Here is a 22,627-nt window from a genome sequence, read left to right as displayed (position 1 = left end):
TTTATTTTTCTTATAAAATTATCTTAAATTTCCATTAATGATTTTGAAAAATAAAATAATTTCCACATTTTGCTTTTTAAGCCTATAACATAGGTAAAAAATGTGGAAATAGCTTTGAATTCATTATTATAAACATGTCCGAAAAAAAGATTAAAATATATTAAGTTATAAAATATTAAAAAATCCAGTAATAATAAGGACACATTATGAAACATAGCAAACGTAAAAATCGTATTTTCAATTGGAACATATTTGGAATTCTTATTCTATTTCTTAGCATTTTATTTTTTGCTATTTATTTTCCTCTAAGGGCTGCCTATAATAGTTTAAATACACTTGAAACAAAAACTGGTGTAATTGCATTCAGTTATATTGTGAAGATTTTATTAGCAATAACATCTATATCTTGAGTTCTAATTTTTACAAATTATTTAGTCTATATTGAAATAAATTACATGTTTAGAAAAACTAAAACATTTAAAAATATTCAAACTAGATGAAATGATTTTAAATCAAATTGATTTAACACATTGATTCTTTCACATTACTACTTGCCTTCCAAAGATGATTTCACCTTTTTTAAAAACATCCAAAACTTTTGCTATGTAAAGAAAAATAGATTCGTATTAAAATTTTCTATTTTAATGACTGCAACGCTTTTGTCTCTTATTGGAGCAACTTTATACAGTACATTTCTTGCTTTATATTATCGTGATTATAATTATTCAATTCTTAATCTATCTAAAACTCAATATGCTAGTAGATTGATTTTAATAATACTATTACAATTATGATTTTACTTAATAACCTTATGAGCAGGGATAAAAGGAGCAAATATACTAGTTTATTTCAACCAATATTCCATCAAAAGAATCGCTAGTTCAAAATCGCAATGTAAACGTTTTAAAAAGTTTCCTTTTAAATATTTCACAGGTGATTCTTGATGAGTTTTTGAAGAAGATTAGTTACATAGAATTTTTCTATGTAATTAAACTAATATAACTATGTGCAAGGCAAAAAAGTTTTTTCTAAGTTTCCAAGTTATTATATTGACATTTAAAAACACCAGAAGTGAATATTCTCTGGTGTTTTCGTGTTTAATTTTTATCGTCTTTATTAATGAAACTTTCATCAAATATACCAATGTAAGGTAAGTTTCTTAATTTTTCTTGATAATCAAGACCAAATCCTACTAGAAATTCATCAGGTGCTGTAAATCCGTAATAATCAGCTTGTAAATCTACTTTACGATTATAAGGTTTATCCATCATTGTTAAAATTCTAAGACTTTTTGGATTTCTTTCTTTTAACATTGCACAGACTTTTTTAAGAGTAATTCCGCTATCAATAATATCTTCAACAATAAGAACATCTTTTCCTTCGATATCATTAGCTAAATCCATGATGATTTTAACACTTCCGCTGCTTGCGTGTGAGCCTGCATATGAACTTACAGTCATAAAATCAAGCACATGATCTACAGTCACATCTTTAATTAATTGAGCTAAAAAAGGTATTGAACCCTTAAGTAGTCCTACAATAATTAAATCATTTGAATCTTTATAAGTTTTATTAACTCATTGTGCACAAGCTTTAATTTTATTTTCTAAGAATTCTTGTGTAAATAAAACTTCTTTAACCATTGGATGCAATGGTTGATTAGTAACTTCTTTAGTCTTTTTAAATAGTTTTAGCATAATTATTTTTGAAGTCTTCGATTAAGCTAACTGCTTGAGTAAAGACTTCATCCTCACTTAAATTATTTGTATCTATAATAGCATATTTAATATTATATTGCTTAGCAATTTTTAAAAATGTGTCTTTATAAACTGAATACAGTTCCTTAAAGTATGCTTTGTTAGCTTCATAATTTTCAATTTCGACTTCTCTACCACGTTCAAAAAGTCTTTTTTCAAAATTTTCATATGAAACATCTAGAAAAATAGCAAATTCAGGTAGTTCATTTTTAGAAACAAGTTCCCTAAATAAAGCACTATATGCTTTCATAGCTTTAGGGCTGAGTTTTTTCAGATTAACACTTGCAAAAACATAATGTTCTGCACTGAAACGATCTAGAAAAATATAATCCTTATCATCTTTAAATCCTAACTCATGAAATTTAGCAATCGTTTTATCAACATTTGCAATATGATTTTCAACTACATAAGCTTGAAACGAAATATCTAAGTTAGGTCTATTTTCATAAAATCACTTGAGCATAGTATTAAACACTTCATCTTGTTCTGAATATTCTTCTAATAAAACTGAATTAGAAAAATGTTTAAGCAGCTTATTAGTTAATGTACTTTTACCACTTGAAATCATCCCAGAAACACCAATTAACATATCACCTCCAGTTAAAGAAAAAAGACCAATTACGATCTTTTATTCATAATTTATTTTATTATAAATCAATTCTTGATTTTTATTTCAAATTCATTTTAAAAATGGATAAAGCCCTAGAGAAATAACTTCTAACACTCCTCATTCCACAATCATATTGAGTCAAATCAACATGAATCAAGCATATGGATTAGGTATATTTTCTAAAGTAGTAAATTGAATAATTATAAACACCATAATGGAAACTAGTAGTGTATTAAAAGTAAAAATTAAAAATGCATATATTCCTACGCTATAGATATTAAACCTTCATTTCTTAAATAATAATCAATAAAATAAGCAAAGTACTAAGCCTAAAATAACTCTGGGTAAAAAAGATATTAAAGGATTATTAAATAATGGAAAATGCAAAATAATTGAACCTAAATATGACCATAATCCAAAATTAAAACTAGTTCATAAAATACCTAAATATCCCAGATGAATGCTTGCAATTAGAATAATAAGCGGAATAGTGGTAATTGAAATTATTCCAATAGTAATATATCCGGTATATGGAGTAAAAGTAAACATTATAATAATAGCTAAATAAAGCGCTAGTCAAACAATTGTTTGAACATTTAATTTTGCTTTTTTCTTCTGTTTCATAGTGGAATTATTATAATGTACTTTAGTATTTTATGAAGTAAATTTTTTATCTTTACTCCTATGTCATAGTTATAAAAAAATTTAGCTATACGCTAAATTCTACATTATCAATTCTAATATTATATTTAACTGCTGTATCAACTTCAACAACTGAACCAACTCTTTGTCCTAACATTGCAACTGCAAGCGGGCTTTTGTTTGAGATTTTTCCTTCAAATGGATCAGCATCGTGCACACCCATAATTTTTACAGTTTTAGTTTCTCCTGTTGCTTCAACTGTAAATGTAACAGTTGAACCGATTGTAACTATTTGTTGGTTGTTTTCATTATTTTCAATTAAAACAGCATTGTCAATAATTTGTTCAAGTTCAGAAATACGTCCTTCAATTACACCTTGACGATCTCTAGCTGCATCATATTCGGCATTTTCTGATAAGTCCCCTTGCGCTCTAGCTTCTTTTAAAGCTGCTTGAACCGCAGGTCTTTCAACATTAATTAAATGTTCGTATTCTTTTTTGTATTTATCTAATGTTTCTTGAGATAAATAAATTTTTCCTTCTTGTTCTGTGTTAGCCATAGCAACCTCTTTCTTTAATTGTTATATATATTTTACCTTAATTTACTTTTTCACAATAAAAAGATATTTAGAACTTATATATGAAATTTCATGTGTTAGATTCATTAATTTAAGATATGAAATAAGTCTTTTTATTTCGCCTCTTGGATTATCATATGATACTAAAATCATACCATTATGAACCTTTTTAGATAAATCATCATAAATATCATTAATATCACCTTGTGCATTCATAATTACAAGTAAATCTAATGGTTCATCAACATGTAGTTGAATATTTTTAGGAAACTCTTCAGGAAATTGACGTTTTAAATCCTCAAGTTTTTCCAATTTAGTTTCTTTAGCATAAACATAATTTTGTGCTTTAGTTTTTTGCGCAACTGCTACATTGGGGAATAAATCATTATGTGAAACAATCATAACATTCTTATAATCGTTTCTAAACACTGTATTAATGATTCCTTCCACATCTATATCGTTAGCTTTTGATTTTAAGTAATCTTTCATTTGAAATGGTAATTCACCAATATCATTACGTAAAGCTTGAATTTGAATCATTGCTTCTTCTTGTGATTTCTTAAGCATTTTTTGCCGCATTTTTTTACCAATAATATTTAAAGCAATATATGATCCCATTCCAAGAATAAAGATAACTACTGCTGAAATAATTAAGGCTAATCTTGTTGCTTCACTCATTATTTACCTCACTTGTTTTGATAATAATCTAAATAATCTTGCAGAATGATTAAAGCGGCTAATTTGTCTTTATGTGCTTTTCTTTTTTGCTGAGTTAATCCTGCTTGCATCATTGCTACTTGTGCTCTTTTAGTTGAATATTGTTCATTAACTAATAGCACAGGTAGATTAAATCTCTTAATTAATTTTTCTTTGAATTCCTCTACCATATAGGTACGTTCACTTTTATCACCACTAATTTTAAGCGGATATCCAAGTACTATTCCATCTATTTTGTTTTTATATTCCCTTAAATAGTATTCAACTCTATCTAATGCAGCATCAAAGTCATTTTCTGCAAACATGAAGTTTTCAAGAGCACTTGCAATAATTTCACTTTCATCCGTGATTGCAAAACCACAACTTCTAGTCCCTAAATCAAGTCCTAATTTTCTCATTTTAAATCTTTTTCTAAGAAGACTAAAAGATTATTGCTATTAGCTACTTTTCCCATAGATAAAATAGCATTTCCTCCACCTCTTCCTTCTAATTGTTTAAATAATTGTTGAGCAACAGCATTTGAATTATAAGTTTTAGAAGCCACCACAAGCATTGGAGTAGTTTCTTCAGAAGTTAATATGATTAAAAGTTCTGGATATTTTTCTCTTAAAGTTGAAGCTACAGTTTTAATGTTAGCTTTATTAATACTTTGGTTTAAATATACTTTGTGTCCATTAATATCTAGAGTTTGAATGTTATCATAATCAAATTCAAAGCTATTTGCAAGTGTTTTTTGAATTTGCTTATTGTCTTCTCTTAAGGTTTCCATTGTAGCATTTAAGTAATCAATTGCTGCTTCTTTATCTTCTGGAATGTTAAGTTCATAAGTATAGTTAGGATTTAATTTAACGTTCTTTTCAAGCATTTTGTCAACTTCAACAATTAATTTATCAACTTCAGCTTCTAAATATTCATTAACTAAAGCATTTGATGAAATAGCTCTAATTCTATAAACTCCTGCAGCTTTTTTATCAACATTAGTAATTTTGAAGTTTTCAAGTTTTGCTGTATTTGAAAGGTGAGTTCCACCACAAAGGTCAGCAGTAATACCATCAAATTTAACAATTCTAACATCTTGTGGATTCATGTATTCAGATTCTTCAAGCGTCATAATTGCACCCATAGCTTTAGCTTGCTCTGTAGTCATGTTTAAATAATCTCTGTGTGCGTCCTTTGCAATATAACTACGGACAAGTTGTTCTACTGCTTTAATCTCTTCTTCAGTAGGTTTTTTATCAGCTGGTAAATCAAAGGTTAAACGTTCTTCATTGTTATCTGAACCAAGTTGTTTAATGTGCGGTCCAAGTACATTTCTAAGCGCACAGAACATTAAGTGTGTTCCTGAGTGGTTTCTTTCAAGTCCTAAACGAATTGTTTCATCGACAAAGTTTTCAACTGGTAAATCTTTTTGAATTTTACCTTCAACTTTATGAATGTGGTTTCCAAATTTATCTTTAAAGACATCAAGGATTAAGATTTTTTCATTTCCTTGCTTCATGTAACCACGGTCATGTTTTTGTCCACCGCTAGTTGCATAAAATGGAGTTTCTTTTAAAACAACATAAGCAATTCCATTTGCTGAAGGAATTTCTTTTTCAGTATCTAATAAATATAAAATTTCACTACTATTGTGTGTTGTTTCATATCCAACAAATTTATCAACTTTGTTTTTAAGGATTGTAAGTGAGTTGATAACTTTATCCATACCTGAAAGTTTAGTATTTCTTGAAGCATCTGCATGTTGTGCTTTTGCAGTTTCATAACCTTCGTAATCAATTTTAATATTCTTTTGATCTAAGATTTCAGCAGTTAATTCAATTGGGAATCCATAAGTTTCAAATAATTTAAAAGCAACATCACCCGGGAAAATTACAATATCATCTGTTAAATAATTATTAAGTAAGTTTTTACCATTTTCAATAGTACGAGAGAATGTAAGTTCCTCATCTTTAATAATTTGCATAATAGGTTCAACATCATATTCAAATGGTAAGCTATCTTTAACTACTTGAACTAATTTGTATAAAAATGGTTCATAAATTTTAAGTTGCATTGCTTTATAAACACTTCTTCTGATAAGTCTTCTTAGAATGTATCCTCTACCAACATTTGAAGGTTTAGCACCATCAGCAACTGCGTTTGTTACAGTACGCATATGATCAGCAATAACTTTAAAACATGAGTTAATAAACATTTGTTCAGGTTCTTTAGTAAAGTAATTATTTACATCATATCTAAAGTCTGTATATTTTTCAATTTCATGAATAATTGGTAAGAATAAGTCTGTATCAAAGTTAGTTGGAGCGTCTTGCATAATTGATACGATTCTTTCAAGACCAGCTCCAGTATCGATATTTTTTTGTTTTAGTTCAGTATATTCACCTTCTCCATTTGAGTTATAAGTCGAAAACACAATGTTTCAAATTTCAATGTAACGGTCGTTTTCTAAATCTTCTTTTAAAAGTTCAATTCCTCTTGAATCATATTTTTCACCACGGTCAAAGAAAATTTCTGTGTTAGGTCCACAAGGCCCTGATCCAACTTCTCAAAAGTTAGTGTCTTTGCTTCCTGGTATCATGTGATCTTCAGCAAAACCATGAGACATTCAATATTGCTTAGTTTCTAAGTCTTCATAGTAATAAGTGAAATATAATTTTTCTTTATCAAGTTTTAAAACATCAAGTAAGAATTCACTAGCAAAATCAATTGCTTCTTTTTTAAAGTAATCCCCAATTGAAAAGTTTCCAAGCATTTCAAAAAACGTATGGTGTCTTGCTGTAATACCTACATTATCAATGTCATTAGTTCTAATTGCTTTTTGTGAGTTTGTAAGTCTTTTAGCAGGTGCTATTTTTTTACCTGAAAAATAATCTTTTAAAGTAGCGACTCCACTATTAATTCATAAAAGTGATGGGTCATTATGAGGCACTAAACTTTTTGAAGGTACAATAAAGTGTCCTTTAGACTCAAAAAACTTTAATCATTTTTCTCTAATTTCTTTTGAATTCATATTAACCTCTTTTAAATGTAATCTTTTTTAACATCATCCATATAAATTTCATCTATGATAGCTCCACCAATACATTTATCACCATCATATAAAACAACTTGTTGTCCAGGGGTTACTGCAGAAGAACCTTCTGGATAAAATACTCTAATTTTTCTATCATCTAAAAATTCAACATTAACTTTAATATCTTTTTGTCTATATCTAAATTTAGCTGATAAATTATTAATATCAAAATCTTGGTTATTTAAAGTTAAATCACTTGCAATTAAATTATTTGATATTAAATATTCTGGTCTTGAATTAGGTGCTACATATAAAATGTTTTTTTGTACATCATGACCACAAACATAATATGGTTCACTCATTCCACCTAAGTTAAGCCCTTTTCTTTGTCCGATTGTGTAATAGAAGCACCCTACATGTCTTCCGACTTTTTTACCAGTAGTAATATCAATAGTATCACCTTCTTGTGCAGGGATATAGTTTTGTAAGAATTGCCCAAAATTTCTTTCCCCAATAAAACAAATTCCGGTTGAATCTTTTTTAGTAGCAGTTACTAAATTTAATTTCTTAGCAATTTCTCTAATTTCTGGTTTAGTTAATTTTGCTAGCGGCATAATAACTTTTTCTAATTGTTGATGTGAAAGTTGCGCTAAGAAATAAGTTTGATCTTTTTCTTGATCTGCGGCCCGATATAAGTTACCATCTTGCACATCTGCATAATGCCCCATCGCAATATAATCAGCTTTTAATTCGTTAAAAGCATAGTTTGCAAAAGCATTAAATTTAATGTACTTGTTGCATAAAATATCTGGATTAGGTGTTCTACCTTTTTTATATTCATCAATAAAGTTTTGGAATACATTGTCTCAATATTCCTTAACAAAGTCTACACGGTGTAAAGGAATATTAAGTGCTTGCGCAACAGCTTTAGCGTCTTGGTAATCTTGCTCTTGTGGACAAATATCTTGAGAAATATCCGCATTTCCCAAAATATCATTATTCACAATACTGTCTCAATTACGCATAAAAAGCCCAACAACTTCATAACCTTGTTGTTTTAGTAAGTAAGCAGCAACTGAAGAATCAACTCCTCCAGACATACCAATTACAACTCTTTTAGCCATATTCCCTCCTTGTAAATCTTTGTTATTAAATTTATATATAAATTTTATAACAATATGTTTTTTTACACAGTTATATAAATGTATTTCAATTATTTTTTTATTCCTTGCATTAAGGCATAAAAATATATCACGCCACAAAAAGCATGATATATAAAACATTTTTAATTATTTAATTTAATTTTTACAATTTCAACTTTATTGTTAATTAAATCTTCTTCAAGTTCAAAAATTCTATTTAATTCTTGCTCTAATTTTACAGCTTCAGCTACATTTGGCTTAGTTACAGGTTCTTTTGGTGCAAATAATTCACAAGTTTCATTTGCTTGAATTATAGAAATATCATATGTACCAATTTTCTTAGCAATATCAATAATTTCATTTTTATCATAAGTAAGCAATGGACGTAAAATTTGCATATTAGTAGCATTTCCAATTGTAGATAATGACTCTAAAGTTTGTGATGCAACTTGTCCTAAATTATCCCCATTAGAAATTGCTAATTGTCCGTATTTATTACATAAAGATTCAGCAATTCTATAAAAACTTCTACGCATTAAGGTGATTTTGTATGATTCTTTAGACACAAAAGAAATGTAGTTCATTAAATTAGCATAATTAGCTATTAAAAGGTTTGAAGTTACTTGATATTGGTTTAATACTTTAACTAAATTAGTAATTTTTTCAATTGTTCTTTCATCTGTTTGAGGTGGTGTAATAAAAGTTAAAAAATCTACTTTAATACCACGTTTCATCATTTTAAAAGCAGCAATTGGTGAATCAAATCCGCCTGAAATTAAATGCATAACTTTTCCAGAAACACCTACAGGAAGCCCTCCAAGTCCTTCATAGTATTGAGAAAACATGTAAGTTCTACCGTTTCTAACTTCAACATAGAAAACTTGATCTGGGTTGTGAACATCAACTTTTAAGTTAGTACTTTTAAGGATTTGACCACCTAAAATATTGTTAATTTCAGCTGATGAATATTCAAATTTTTTGTAGTTTCTTCTAGCTGCTATTTTAAATGTTTTAGTATTTGGATCAATTAATTTTAAAGCAGTGTTTTTAAACACTTCAATATCATTTTCAACCACTGCTACAGGTGAGAATGAACTAATCCCAAAAACATAGTTTAATTTATCCATATTATGCTGTGAATAAGATAAATACATTCTATCAAATTCAACTTCTGGAGCTTCTCCCACAATATGTTTAATGTTGTTTGCTAGTGTATTAATAAATGTTTTTCTATTCTTTTTCTTAAGAACTAATTCTCCATATCTAATTAGAATTTTGCTGTACATATTTCTCCTTAATTAAAAATTTTTTTAATGAATTATAAGCTTGTTGATAATTATTATTTTGTTGGATTTGAATCCGAATTTGATCTATTAACTCTTTATAAGCATTGAGTTTTTCATTTGTGAGTAAGAATTTTTCATTACTTGCTATTTCAAGACACATTGCATTATAAAATTCACGGTATTTTTCATTTAAAGCTACCTGCTTGGTTAAAACAGCTAAATTATGAATATATGAATCTCAAACTAATGCATGTTTATTTCATGATTTATACTTCTTTATATTAGTTTCAAATTGTTGAGTAGTTTCTTGTTGAACTTTTGTAATATTTTCATCTTGTGGAAGCATATCGTTTTGAATAACACTAAAATATACTTCAATTGAATTTAATAAATCAACTTCCTTTTGTTTTTTATCATTATCTGCTTGATATAAAGCTAATTTTACATTGTTATAATTAATATCAAACTCTTTTGCGCAAGATAAAAATTCTTTAACATTTTGAATAAAATCCGGAAGCTTACTGTTAGCCATAGCATTATATTTATTTTGCAATGTATTATAAGATTTATTTAACTTGCTAGTTTGTTGTGAAACCTTATTATAAAGAGCTGTTCTTTCTTTATAAATTAAAATTAAATCACTTTTGACTTTTTTGTTAAAGGTAATTAATTTTTCATTTAGTAATAAAGTGTTAAAAATTGTAAAGTAATCTTTATAAAGCTTTTTAATATTTAATTCAATTGTTGCTGAATCTAAACTTTCTCAATTATCAATTAATTTTTGAGTTTGTTCAGCTAACTTTTGATACAATGGTTTTATTTTTGCATCTTTTTCTTGTTTTAAGCTAGCTTGAATTTGTTTAGGTAAATTATCAAATAAATAATATTCTATTCTGTTCGCACCTATCATTAAGTTATATAACTCATTTAAACGTTTACGTAATTCTTCAATTTTCTTATCAGCTTGCGAGAATTGTCCACGATATTTTTGATTATCTAAATCATTTAATTTTTTAGCCAATAATTGCACTTTATTAGTTAATGAAGCATTTAAATTAGGTGTAATATTTTTGTTTTTAGTTAATACATCTTTAAAAGAATCAACAATTTCTAGATAATTAGTAAACACATCATCAATCACTTTTCAAGAGATTTCAAATTCTTTAGAGATATCTTGAAACTTTTGATTTTGAGCATTATATTTTGTTTCTTGTTGTCTTAAACCTTTTCTGCTTTGGATAGTTTGTTTTCATTTCTTTTCATTTATTATGCTTTTTAATTTAAAAATACCATCAATGATTTCATCCTTTTGTTGCACAATTAAAGCATTAGTAGTTTTTAAATCGTCACAAATCTTTACAAACTTATGATCATTTTTAGCTAATATTTGACACTTTTGAATTGCATCCTTGTTGCTGGTAGCTTCCCTTTGTAATCTTATTCTTAAATCATCTGCATATTGATTTGAACGTTTAAAATATAAGTTACGAATTAGAATAATTGAAAGTAGCAGTATTAAAAATACTGCAATAACCATAAATATAATAAACAAAACTAATACAGTGCTAGATTGCATATAAAGATCCTATACTATAAAACTTTTTTAATTTCATCTGCTATTCTTTTTACAACAGTAACTGAAACAGAGTTTCCGGCTTGCTTGTATAAATTACTGTTAGATACATCAGAAGGTAATTGAAAATCAGAAGGAAACCCTTGAAGATTAAAGCATTCTCTAGGTGTAAGTTTTCTTATACCTTTATCGGTTAAAATTAAAGGTACATTGTGACCCCCGGTACCCATATTAGCAGTTAATGTAGGACATAAATTATTTTTGTTTTCTCTTACATACTTTCTTCTTCATTGATATATTGTCTCTTTACTTTTAATTTCACTTTCAATTAATTCAAAATTTTTGAAACGAGAATCATAATAATATTGTTGTTCTTTTTGCGTTTCAAAATCTACAACATCATTTAATGAAGTTGTTAATTTTATTTCTTTTGGGAAATTAAATGAATCACATTTATTCTTATCTTTAAACCCTACTATGTATATTCTTTCTCTATTTTGAGGAATATTACCGAATTTAGATGTATTTAAAACATCATATTTAACACAATATCCTAAATTAGATAATGTTTCTAAAATCACTTTAAGTGTTTTTCCTTTGTCATGAGATTTTAAATTTTTTACATTTTCTAAAAAAATAACTTCAGGATTTTTAACTTCTATAATTCTCGCTAAATCAAAAAATAAATTACCACGTCCTTTTTCGTCGTTAAAACCTTGTCTATAACCTGCTATTGAGAAAGCTTGACATGGAAATCCCGCAATAAGTATATTGAAGTCCGGTATTGTATTAGCATCAACATCTTTAATGTCTTTTACATCTACTTTTAAATTAAAATTCTTTTCAAAAGTAATAGCTGGTATTGGGTTATATTCATTAGCATATACAGTTGTACCTAATTCAGAAAAACCTAAATCAATTCCACCTACCCCAGCAAAAAAACTACCTATTTTATTATTTCTTTTCATCATAAATTTCTAGCTCTCCTGTTCTCATATTTAATGTTGCATACGGTTTTAAATTGTGGGGAATAATTAATTTATTAACAATTGAAAATCTAGGTCTTTGACCTGTTAATTGTTTTTCGTAAAATGTTTCTTCGTTATTTACATATACTTCTTGTAAAAATTCAATAGGAATTCTATAAAAGTAAAATATATCCGTTGTTTGATCAAGTCTCATGAATTCCAAAATATCAAATTCTGACCTCGGTCCAAATGATGTGAGATCATTATCAAATACGCTCGTTGCTTTAACTTGGATTTTTGTACCATTTTTTGATATTGCATCAGCGCTACCTTTATTAGGATCTTTTCAATCATAGTCATTTACATATGAGCATATAATTTCAGTAATAGCTTCATGTAAATTAGCACCTCTAGAATAGTGTTCTTTTAGTTGCTTGTTATATTCTGATCATTTTCAATATAAATCAAATACATAATTATTATCTTTGTTCTTAAATTGTTTTTTCATATTTCATTCCCTTATTTAATTACTATGTAATTAAATATTACATTATTTTGTGTAAAAGTAATAAAAAAACTCCAAATGGAGCTTCGGTCACAAAAGTGAAATGGAGCGAGTGAAGGGAATCGAACCCTCACAGTCAGCTTGGAAGGTTGAAGTTCTACCATTAAACTACACTCGCAGTTGTTATTTGCGTTATTATTATATCACAGATAACAAATCTTAACAACAAATTTTTAATTTTTTTGCACAAAGCAAAGCATCTTTTGGCGCGCCCGGCAGGAGTCGAACCCGCAACCTTTAGGGCCGTAACCTAACACTCTGTCCAGTTGAGCTACGGGCGCATTAATGGAGGCACCAACGGGATTCGAACCCGTAATCAAAGTTTTGCAGACTCATGCCTTGGCCATTTGGCTATGGTGCCTTGTGCTTAATTATTATAATACAATTTTGGTTTTTTGCTATATCTTTTTTTATTTTTTTATCCCTATGTGCAAGTTAAAAAAATAGCCACAGGCGTGACTATTATAATTATTTATCAAATTGTGAAGTGTATAAATTGTAGTAGAAACCTTGTTTTTCAAGCAAGCTTTGGTGGTTACCTTGTTCAATAATTAATCCATTATCAACCACTATAATTACATCAGCATTTTTAATTGTGCTTAATCTATGTGCGATAACAAATGTTGTTTTATTTTCCATTAATTTAAGCATTGCTTGTTGCACTATTTGTTCCGTACTTGAGTCAATATTTGAAGTAGCTTCATCAAGGATTAATAAGTTTTTATTACTTAAAATAGCTCTAGTAAGTGATAAAAGTTGTTTTTGACCTTGTGAAAGGTTAGCTCCATTATTTTCAATTAAAGTATCATATCCGTTAGCCATGTTCATTATAAAGTGATGCGCATGAGTTAATTTTGCAGCTTCTTGCACTTCTTCAAATGTAGCATTTGGATTAGTCATTTTTAAATTATCTAAAATTGATTCATTAAATAAGAATGAGTCTTGTAAAACAATAGTCATATTATCTCTTAACGAAACTGTATCAATGTTTTTAAGTTCATTACCATCAAGTTTAATTGAACCTTTTTCATAGTCATAATATTTTGAAAGTAAACTGATAATAGTTGTTTTACCAGCTCCTGTAGGTCCTACGATAGCAATCTTTTGTCCAGGTTGAGCTGTAAATGTTGCAGCTTTAAGTTGGTATTCTAAAGCTTTAGGATTGTATTTAAAGTAGACATCTCTAAATTCGACTTTACCTTCAATTTTTTCAATTTTAATTACTTCATGTTCTCTACTTGGAACTTGTACTTGTAATAATTTAAAGATACGTGAAGTTGAAGCAACCCCAACTTGAGCATTAAAAGTACTTGCTAAAATACTTTGGAATGGACCCATGAAATTTCAATTAAGCATAATGTATAACATAATTAATCCAGCAGTAGGTGAACCATCAGGATTTGTCATAAATCCAAAGGCGCTTCAAATATTAATATTATTTAAGTAAAATACTGCACCAATAGCTGAAATAGCTAGAATAATTAAGTTTGAAATTAATCCATATAAAGTATCAAATGATTTAGCAATTACATCCCCTTTATAAGCTGAATTACGAATGTTACGTGTAATAACTTCAAGTTGTGAGTAAATGTAATCTTGTCTATCAAATGAGTTTGTAACCTTTGTGTTTACAAGCATTTCTTCAACAAAGGCATTTAATGCACCAAAGGCATTTTGTACATTAATGAAATATGGTTGTGATTTCTTAATTAATAAAAGCACAAGACCAAACATAATAAGTGAAATAGGAATCACTATTAGTGTAAGCATTGAGGATGCTAGAAACATTACAACGATTGAAATAAGAATGTTAAAAGTACTTGTTGCAGCTTGTACCATCATTTGGAATAATGAGTTAGCTACGTTGTTAATATCAACTACTAAAGTTGAAATTAAGTTACCGGTCTTATTTTTATCATAGAAACTAATTGGAGAACGGAATAATTTTTCCATTAATTCTCCACGTAATCTAGCTCCAGCGTTAAAACATAATTTAATGTAAACCCTTTGCTCCATGTATCTAAAAATTCCATAGAAGATAAATGATAAAGCAAGTCCAACTAATGCAAGAACAAATGTTGTATTGTTAAAGTTATTAATATCTTGCATCATTTGACCAGTAGATGGATCTTTTGTTACATATGGTGAGAAGAATAATTGAACAATTAGCCCTATCATAAAGCTTCCAACAATGTAGCAAACTGAGTTAACAAAACTAAAGATTAATGCGATAGTTAGTGATTTTTTGTCTTTTGTAATATAAGAAAGAAGTGTTTTGAATGTTTGATATACATTAACATCGGTCTTAATTTTTTTGTATTTATTAAGTTCTTTACTTATTTCACGACTTTCGTACATATTATCCATACTAACTCCTTTCTATTGTTCTAATTGATTTGCATTAATATCTCTATATCATGGACATGTAACAAGTAGCTCTTCATGTTTTCCTTGAGCTATAATCTTACCTTTATCCATAACTAGGATTTTATCCGCATGTTTAATTGAATTAATTTTTTGAGAGATTATAACTGTAGTACAGTCATAATCTTCTTTAATGTTTTTAATTAAAGCTTTGGTTGTGATATTATCAAGTGCCGAAGTTGAATCATCTAAAATTAAGATTTTAGGATCAATAATTAAACTACGAGCAATTGATAAACGTTGTTTTTGACCACCACTTAAGTTTTTACCTCTTTGGACTACAGCATGTTGTAATCTGTCTGGGAAAGTCATAATAAAATTATTTGAACATGATGCTTTTAAAGCACGATCAATTTGTTCTTGTGTTGCATCTTCTTTTCCAAAAGTTAAATTAGAAAGAACTGTTCCTGAATATAATAATGCTTCTTGGTAAACTATACCAACGTTTTGGTGTAAATCTGTTGTATTAATGTCTCTAACTTCTTTTCCATTAATAAGTACATTACCTTCAGTATATTTCATATTATTTACAATTAAGTTAGCAATCGTACTTTTTCCAGAACCAGTTGGTCCAATAATCCCAAGTGTTTGACCACCTTCAATTCTGAAATTAATGTCTTGAATTGAGTAATCTTGTGAAGTTTCAAAGTATTTGTAATTTACATTTTTAAATTCAATTGAATAATCTTTTGAAGTCGCTTTAGGATTTTGTGAAATCATAAGTCCACCAGCTACATGTAAATCGTCATATTCTTTATCAAGTACTTCAACAATTCTCCCTGCTGAAATTTTGGCTCTGAAAAATGATCCAAGGAATTGAGAGAACATAATTACACCTTGCGCAATTAAAACTTCATATTCAATAAACACATTAAGTTTTGCAATTAATTGTGCTCCATCACTTGCAATTTTTCCATCACCAGCTAAAGCTACAAGTTGTGTTTTACCAATTGCATAAATAATAACTATGATTGCATTGATAATAACAAAGAACGCAGGCATACCGATTGAAAAGTATTTATAAATGCTTTTTTCAGTTCCTAGTCATGTTGTATTAGCTTTATTAAATTTTGCATATTGTTTGTGTTGTAAATTATTAGCTTTAATAAATCTTGCACCATTAATTGATTCGTCAACTTCTTTAGTAATTCAATCAAGGTTTTTTCTGTTCTTTTTAATTAATGGGTTAACTTTAATAAACATATAAGCTATAACCACAATTAAAAGTGGAATAACAGCAATAATTGAGAATGTTAATGGAACATCAGTCATGAAGGCAAACACTAAACCAACAACAATGTATAATGGGGCTTTAATAAGTGAAATTGAAGCTCCGATTAAGAAATCTCAAAAGACTGCAACGTCATCATTGATCCGTGTAATTAAACTCTCATTAGTTAATTGCGCAATATCTTTTAAACTAAGCTTTTGATATTTTTTAAATAAAGAATTTCTATAAAAGTTAGATGCTTTTTCACCTGCTCAAATGATAATCAAAACATATCCAAATGATGTAGTAGCAGCAAAAAATAAAGTTAGAATGAAGGAAACCATCAGTGTGGTAAAGACTTCATTTCATGTTCCAGTCATAACTGTTCAACTAAATAATTCTAACTTAACATCTTGTCCATTTGTATCATTAATTAACAATGGAAGGAATTGAGAAAGTAAAATTGGAAGCATCATTGTTAAAGCAACATTGATGATAACAATTAGTATTCCAATACCGAATTGTGCTTTGATTTTACCAGGCAAAATCTTGAACATTTTTAGCATCTTACACCTCCTTTTTATATTTCTAAATTAGATATTAAAAAGTATAACATTTTTATAAAAAATGTTACCGAGCCTTTAGTTGCATAATCAAGGCTTAAAAAATAACTTTTGGAATCCTAAAAAGTCTAAAAAGGGTATAAAAAAATGGCGATCACGAGAGGATTCGAACCTCCGACCACAAGCTTAGAAGGCTCGTGCTCTATCCAGCTGAGCTACGCGACCACGCTAAATATATTTTAGCACTCTTTTTTAAAAAATGAAATTTTTACCGCTTAATTTTAGGATTTTTTTATAAAGAGTTTTGATAGTTCAATATTAGCTTTATCAGATATGAATTTATGCACTTTTGAGACTATGATATAGGAATAAATATCTTTTATATTAAGTTCATAAAATAACTAATCCAGGAAAAATAATGAATTATTTGTTTGAAAAAAATTTTTAAAACAAAATAAAAAAAGTAAGTATGACTTACTTTTGTTCAGAGAGTAATTCTGGTTGTTCTGGATTTTCTACAACTTCTAATTCAACCATTAATAATTCTGCTCTCACTAATATTTTTTGATATGTACCAACAACTACTGCAGTAAGAATAAATCCAAGGAATAAACTTAATAAGGTTAGTACAAATAACTTTTGTAATTCAGAAATTGTATTTGAAATCTTAATTAGTTGTGGTTGAGTAACATTTGATTTAGATGCAACATGGAATGAAAATTGTGCAAAATGTTTAGATAAATGGTTTGCAGCTATAGCAGCCTTAATTCCGAACACTAAAGCTAAAATAACTGCTACTATAACAACGATGTATAGAATAATTAATACAGCTGCAGCTCCTATCGGAAATTCAGAGAAGTGTGTAAATGCATGTCCTGATGGTAAATTAGCATTTACTACTACAGCAGCATTAATTATTGCTGTTAAAATATAAACCACAGCAAATACAATTTCACTAACAAATGCTATTAATAAGTATTGTCTGAAATCTGCTTTTAATCTTTTAAAATGTTTTACCATAAATTCTCCTATCTTTTTAATTCTACCACTATTTGCACAGTATTTTATTCGCATCTGCAGCAGAGCTATAAAAAATACGTTAACTGCTGGTGGTACAGGTTAACGTATCATTAATTTAAACTAACTCATGTAATAAAAATAGCCTTACCTATTAATATTGTTCTTCAGACACAAATTCAGCTCTTTTATCACCGTGTCTAGGGCATGTAAGTCTACTATGATCTTCACTAAATTGAACATAATATACTGCTGGGTTATATTTTCTATTATAAGGTTCTGAACCCATAATAAGAATTTTTACCAGTGGAATATTGAAAATTTCACGTTTTTCAGGGGCTTGGTCCATTCTGAAAACTGGATATGATTCTAATTCTCCACCCATAACTATATTTGATTTGATAATTTGTTTTTCTTCAGCTGAGAAGAAATTATTAATATTTTCAAAATTCTTTTCTAGTATTTGTTCTTGTTCATTTTTTTCTTTAAGCATGAACATTAAATCTGTTTCTAATTCTTCATACATTACTTCTTTAAATATTTCTTTGTTGAATAAATCTTTTTGCTTTTTAGCATATAAATTTAGAAACATTTGAAAAGGCATTAAATCTTGCACTAAGCCAAAAACATATGTGTAAGTATAATCACAATCAGGGCAATGTGCTTTAACTACTGATCCCATAAATTCCTCCAATATTTCAATTATAGACTATAATTTTTGATATGTTAGATTTTGAAAAGAAATATTGGGATAAATATCCTTTAATCGCAGGATTAGATGAAGTTGGAAGAGGATGTCTCGCAGGTGAATTAGTAGTTACTTGTGTTATTTTTCCACCGCATTATCAAAACGATAGAATTAAAGACTCTAAATTACTTAGTGAAAAAGTCCGTGAAGAATTATATGAAGAAATTATTAACAATGCATTAGATTATAGTATTGTGATTAGAACGTTAGATCAAATTAATAATTCAAATCCTAAAGAACAATCAAAAATCGGAATGCAAGTTGCTTTGGAAAACCTAAAACTAAAACCTGATTTAGTTATTACAGATTATGAAAAAATTAATACTGATATTGAACAAATAAATTTAGTTAAAGGCGATAATTTAGCCCTATGTGTAGCGGCTGCAAGTATTTTAGCTAAAGTTACAAGAGATAGAATGTTAGTTCAATATGATGATATTTATCCTGGGTATGATTTAAAAAATAACAAAGGATATGGAACAAAAAAACATTTAGAAGCATTACAAAAATTAGGTGTAACACCAATTCACCGGATTAAATATAAACCAGTTAAAAATTTGCTTACGAAAAATCAAACCAAATAAAAAGTTGTGTTTTTAAAATAAATATTATTATAAATAATATTTTTTATTAAAATTTATCATATGATAAAAGTTGATAATATTACATTTAGATATCGTGAAAACGATATAAATCCAGCCTTAAAAAATGTTTCATTTACAATTGAAAAAGGTCAATATGTAGCTATATTAGGACATAATGGTTCAGGAAAAAGTACTCTTTCAAAAGTGCTTGTTGCACTTTTAAAGCCACAGGAAGGCTCTTTAAGTATTGATGGAATCATTTATAGTAAGGAAAATTTAGCTCAAATTAGAAAAAAGATCGGAATCATTTTCCAAAACCCAGATAACCAATTTGTTGGTTCGTCTGTTGAAGATGATATTGCTTTTGGTCTTGAAAACCGTTGTATTCCACACGATGAAATGGGACCATTAATTAAGAAGTATGCTCAAAAAGTAGATATGTTAGATTATTTAGAAAGAGAACCAGAATCTCTTTCAGGTGGTCAAAAACAACGTGTAGCTATTGCTTCAGTACTTTCTTTAAACCCTGATGTTGTTATCTTCGACGAAGTAACTTCTATGCTTGATCCAAAAGGTAAAGCTAGTGTACTTGAAATAATTAAAGAAATTCAAAACTCAAAATCTAAGACTTTAATTTCTATTACTCACGATATGGATGAAGCTATTTTAGCTGATAAATGTTTAGTTTTTGCGGGTGGAGAACTTATTGCAGCAGGGTCACCGAAAGATATCTTAAAAAATAAAGAAATTATTGAAATAGCTAAAATTGAGTCTCCTTTTATTCACCGCATTAGTGAAAAAATAAATGGAATTGAACCAACATATGATGAAAAGGAGTTGATTAAAGAATTATGCAAATAAAAATTAAAGATTTATCACATACTTTTAATCCTAAATCTCCTTGAGAATTCACCGCTTTAAATAATGTTAATTGTGAAATTAACGATGGTGAATACATCGGAATCATTGGTTCAACTGGTTCAGGTAAAACAACTTTTATTGAACATTTAAATCAACTTTTATCTCCTTCTAAAGGTGAAATCACTTGAGATTTTTATGATGATGTAAATATAAGTAAAAAATTATTACTTTCACAAGCTAAAAAAGAACTATTAGAAACTTATCCCGCTAATTCCAAGGAATATAAGTCTGAATTAAAAATTAAAAAACACCAAATTAAGCAACAGCTAAAAGCTAGCAAAAAAGAAATTAAAAAATTACAAAACAAACTTAATCATGATTTAAAAATTGCATTAAATGATTTTAGAGAAAACTTTATTGCTATGAATAAAGACTCATACGAAAATAAATTGCAATTTAAATATGCTTTAACTAGAGAATTACACTTATTCAAACACAATTACATGTCACAAAGTGAAGAAGGAAAAGCTATCCAAAGACTAAAATATATCCAAGATCGCATTATTTTCACTAAGCAAGGTAAAAGAGACCTTTTTGCTAAAGATCCTAAAAGATTACGTAAACATGTTGGGATAGTGTTCCAATTTGCTGAATATCAACTTTTTAAGGCTACAATTCAAGAAGATATAGCTTTTGGACCTATGGCTTTTGGTATGGTTAAAGAAAAAGCTTATCAAATTGCTCAGGAATGTCTTGAAACTGTTGGACTTGGACCAGAATACCTATCACGTAGTCCTTTTGAACTTTCAGGTGGACAAAAACGTCGTGTTGCAATCGCAGGTATTTTAGCTATGCAGCCAGATTTTTTAGTAGTTGATGAACCTACTGCTGGATTAGATCCTGTTGGTGTTTATGAGATATTAGAAATCTTAAAGAATTTAAATCAACAAGGTAAAACTATTATTAATGTAACTCACGATTTAGATAATATTCTAAAGTATGCAAACAGAATTATTCTATTTAAAAAAGGCGAAATTGTTCGTGATGGTGAACCTTATGAAATATTAAATGATGTTGAATTTTTAAAAGAAAATAATCTTCAGCCACCACATTTATTATCATTTGCTAATAAACTTAGAAATAAAGGAATACCTGTTCCAAAAATTTTATCTGAAGAGGATTTAGTTACTTTCCTAAATTCTTATTTAGGAGGTAAATAATGAAAAGTGTTTTTGGTCGTTATATACCCGGAAAAGGATTTTTATATAATTTAGATCCTAGAATTAAGTTATTAACAGTTATTCTTTATATTGTAATGGTGTTTCTAGTTTCATATTTTATTGATTTATTAATTCTATTAATACCATTAATGGTGATTTATATCATTACAAATAAACGTCTAAGACCATTATTTAAATTAATGTGACTTCCATTCTTTATTTCATTTATTATTTTCTTTGTTAACATCTATACAATTACAAACCAAACCGTTTATGAAGATGTTAAAAAAATGTACTATTCAAATAATTTCTTAGGTAAAACATGATTACTTAGTATGTATGATCCGGATAAAACCTTTTGAACATGAGGTATTTCTTCAAGACACCTTGAAACAATGCCGGTATACACAGGACTGGTTCATTCACCATTTGTTAATGTGCAAATGTCTGTAAAATATGGAGTTTCATTAGATGGAATTAACCGTACAATCTCTTTATTTTTAAGAATCTATATCATGATTTTAACCACAGCATTATTAACAAATACTACTCGTCCTATTTTACTTACTAAATCAATTGAAGATATTTTATGACCATTAAAATTAATCTTTATTCCTACTCACGTTATCGCTATGATTATTTCTATTGCACTTCGTTTCATTCCTACATTAATTGATGAAGCCAATAGAATTATGAAAGCGCAATCTTCACGTGGAGTTGATTTTAAACATGGTAATATGAAAGAAAAAATCAATGCATTTACCACATTAATTATTCCGCTTTTTGTTTCTTCATTTGCTCGTGCTGAAGATTTATCTAACTCAATGGAAACTAGAGGATACGACCCTTATGCAAAAAGAACTAAATATAGAAAAATTAAACCAACTTGAGTTGATTTCGTTATTCTATTCTTACTTTTAGGAGTGCTTGCCTTCTTTATTTGTAATATGGTTCATCCACAATATTTACCTACTTGATACTTAGTAACAAAAGTAATTTAATCGCTTTAAGCGATTTTTATTTTGCTAGTTTTAACTTTTATATCTTAAAATAAGGCTTAAAAAAATATTAAAAATTATCTCTTTGCATATATAATATATACATTAAAAAATGCTGTCAAGCTGTAGTGCTTGACACTTAAGGAGGACAA

At 28.1% G+C, this 22,627-nt stretch carries 21 protein-coding genes and 4 tRNA genes; 5 read left to right on the top strand and 20 right to left on the bottom strand.

Translation table 4 applies throughout. The features are described 5' to 3' along the window. Positions 1-455 precede the first annotated feature (455 nt). A complete protein-coding gene (locus Q8852_RS00485; protein WP_305938058.1) occupies positions 456-965 on the top strand; it encodes a hypothetical protein in 510 nt (169 codons plus the stop codon). A 132-nt stretch (positions 966-1,097) separates the two neighbouring features. On the opposite strand, the gene hpt is transcribed toward Q8852_RS00485, so the two are convergent. From hpt to Q8852_RS00385, 20 genes are all read right to left on the bottom strand, one after another. Then, positions 1,098-1,697 (bottom strand): hypoxanthine phosphoribosyltransferase, encoded by a 600-nt coding sequence (hpt, locus tag Q8852_RS00480; RefSeq protein WP_305938057.1) that lies wholly within the window; start codon positions 1,695-1,697, stop codon positions 1,098-1,100. Then, the gene (locus tag Q8852_RS00475) at positions 1,681-2,346 is read right to left on the bottom strand and encodes a deoxynucleoside kinase (RefSeq protein WP_305938056.1); all 666 of its coding nucleotides are present in this window, start codon (positions 2,344-2,346) and stop codon (positions 1,681-1,683) included. Before Q8852_RS00475 ends, hpt begins: the two co-directional genes overlap by 17 nt. 39 nt (positions 2,347-2,385) lie before the next feature. Continuing rightward, positions 2,386-2,991: a hypothetical protein gene (locus Q8852_RS00470; protein WP_305938055.1), complete on the bottom strand. Its 606-nt coding sequence runs from the start codon at positions 2,989-2,991 to the stop codon at positions 2,386-2,388. Between the two features lie 85 nt (positions 2,992-3,076). Next, entirely contained in the window at positions 3,077-3,568 is a 492-nt protein-coding gene (gene greA, locus Q8852_RS00465) for a transcription elongation factor GreA (RefSeq protein ID WP_305938054.1), read from the bottom strand. Positions 3,569-3,610: 42 nt separating this feature from the next. Beyond that, positions 3,611-4,264, bottom strand: a complete 654-nt coding sequence (locus Q8852_RS00460; RefSeq protein ID WP_305938053.1) for a BC85_0335 family putative methyltransferase — start codon at positions 4,262-4,264, stop codon at positions 3,611-3,613. Then, entirely contained in the window at positions 4,264-4,701 is a 438-nt protein-coding gene (ruvX, locus tag Q8852_RS00455) for a Holliday junction resolvase RuvX (protein ID WP_305938052.1), read from the bottom strand. The genes Q8852_RS00460 and ruvX overlap by 1 nt, the downstream gene beginning before the upstream one ends. Next, a complete protein-coding gene (alaS, locus tag Q8852_RS00450) occupies positions 4,689-7,313 on the bottom strand; it encodes an alanine--tRNA ligase (protein WP_305938051.1) in 2,625 nt (874 codons plus the stop codon). Before alaS ends, ruvX begins: the two co-directional genes overlap by 13 nt. Positions 7,314-7,324: 11 nt before the next feature. Then, a complete protein-coding gene (mnmA, locus tag Q8852_RS00445) occupies positions 7,325-8,440 on the bottom strand; it encodes a tRNA 2-thiouridine(34) synthase MnmA (protein ID WP_305938050.1) in 1,116 nt (371 codons plus the stop codon). Between the two features lie 161 nt (positions 8,441-8,601). After that, a complete protein-coding gene (thiI, locus tag Q8852_RS00440; protein WP_305938049.1) occupies positions 8,602-9,744 on the bottom strand; it encodes a tRNA uracil 4-sulfurtransferase ThiI in 1,143 nt (380 codons plus the stop codon). After that, on the bottom strand, positions 9,722-11,320 hold the full coding sequence (locus Q8852_RS00435; RefSeq protein ID WP_305938048.1) for a hypothetical protein: 1,599 nt from the start codon (positions 11,318-11,320) through the stop codon (positions 9,722-9,724). Before Q8852_RS00435 ends, thiI begins: the two co-directional genes overlap by 23 nt. A 14-nt stretch (positions 11,321-11,334) precedes the next feature. Further along, positions 11,335-12,285 carry a DNA cytosine methyltransferase gene (locus Q8852_RS00430; RefSeq protein ID WP_305938047.1) on the bottom strand — a complete coding sequence of 317 codons (951 nt, stop codon included), beginning with the start codon at positions 12,283-12,285 and terminating at the stop codon, positions 11,335-11,337. After that, positions 12,272-12,793, bottom strand: a complete 522-nt coding sequence (locus tag Q8852_RS00425) for a Bsp6I family type II restriction endonuclease (RefSeq protein ID WP_305938046.1) — start codon at positions 12,791-12,793, stop codon at positions 12,272-12,274. The genes Q8852_RS00430 and Q8852_RS00425 overlap by 14 nt, the downstream gene beginning before the upstream one ends. 101 nt (positions 12,794-12,894) lie before the next feature. Beyond that, positions 12,895-12,968: transfer RNA gene (locus Q8852_RS00420), tRNA-Gly, on the bottom strand. 86 nt (positions 12,969-13,054) lie between these two features. Beyond that, positions 13,055-13,131: transfer RNA gene (locus Q8852_RS00415), tRNA-Arg, on the bottom strand. 5 nt (positions 13,132-13,136) lie between these two features. Then, a tRNA-Cys gene (locus Q8852_RS00410) sits at positions 13,137-13,211 on the bottom strand. Positions 13,212-13,318: 107 nt separating this feature from the next. Continuing rightward, positions 13,319-15,217, bottom strand: a complete 1,899-nt coding sequence (locus Q8852_RS00405; protein WP_305938045.1) for an ABC transporter ATP-binding protein — start codon at positions 15,215-15,217, stop codon at positions 13,319-13,321. A gap of 12 nt (positions 15,218-15,229) precedes the next feature. Then, positions 15,230-17,050, bottom strand: a complete 1,821-nt coding sequence (locus Q8852_RS00400; protein ID WP_305938044.1) for an ABC transporter ATP-binding protein — start codon at positions 17,048-17,050, stop codon at positions 15,230-15,232. A 145-nt stretch (positions 17,051-17,195) separates the two neighbouring features. After that, positions 17,196-17,272: transfer RNA gene (locus Q8852_RS00395), tRNA-Arg, on the bottom strand. Positions 17,273-17,521: 249 nt separating this feature from the next. Beyond that, positions 17,522-18,067, bottom strand: coding sequence for a hypothetical protein (locus Q8852_RS00390; protein ID WP_305938043.1), 546 nt, complete (start codon positions 18,065-18,067; stop codon positions 17,522-17,524). A 151-nt stretch (positions 18,068-18,218) separates the two neighbouring features. Next, positions 18,219-18,746, bottom strand: coding sequence for a hypothetical protein (locus Q8852_RS00385; protein WP_305938042.1), 528 nt, complete (start codon positions 18,744-18,746; stop codon positions 18,219-18,221). A gap of 41 nt (positions 18,747-18,787) precedes the next feature. Between Q8852_RS00385 and rnhB the strand changes: the two genes are divergently transcribed. Genes rnhB through Q8852_RS00365 form a run of 4 tightly spaced genes read left to right on the top strand, consistent with a single transcriptional unit; the run spans position 18,788 to position 22,478 of the window. Next, positions 18,788-19,396 (top strand): ribonuclease HII, encoded by a 609-nt coding sequence (rnhB, locus tag Q8852_RS00380; protein WP_305938041.1) that lies wholly within the window; start codon positions 18,788-18,790, stop codon positions 19,394-19,396. A 60-nt stretch (positions 19,397-19,456) separates the two neighbouring features. Continuing rightward, the gene (locus Q8852_RS00375; RefSeq protein ID WP_305938040.1) at positions 19,457-20,257 is read left to right on the top strand and encodes an energy-coupling factor transporter ATPase; all 801 of its coding nucleotides are present in this window, start codon (positions 19,457-19,459) and stop codon (positions 20,255-20,257) included. Next, positions 20,248-21,477, top strand: a complete 1,230-nt coding sequence (locus Q8852_RS00370) for an ATP-binding cassette domain-containing protein (protein WP_305938039.1) — start codon at positions 20,248-20,250, stop codon at positions 21,475-21,477. Before Q8852_RS00375 ends, Q8852_RS00370 begins: the two co-directional genes overlap by 10 nt. Continuing rightward, on the top strand, positions 21,477-22,478 hold the full coding sequence (locus Q8852_RS00365) for an energy-coupling factor transporter transmembrane component T family protein (protein ID WP_305938038.1): 1,002 nt from the start codon (positions 21,477-21,479) through the stop codon (positions 22,476-22,478). The genes Q8852_RS00370 and Q8852_RS00365 overlap by 1 nt, the downstream gene beginning before the upstream one ends. The last annotated feature ends 149 nt before the right edge of the window (positions 22,479-22,627 follow it).

The sequence above is a fragment of the Mycoplasma seminis genome (assembly GCF_030718845.1).
In the GTDB taxonomy this organism is placed as follows: Bacteria; Bacillota_I; Bacilli_A; order Mycoplasmatales; family Metamycoplasmataceae; genus Mycoplasmopsis; species Mycoplasmopsis seminis.
Note: the sequence above shows the minus strand (reverse complement) of the source record. Positions and strands in the feature narration are given on the sequence as shown.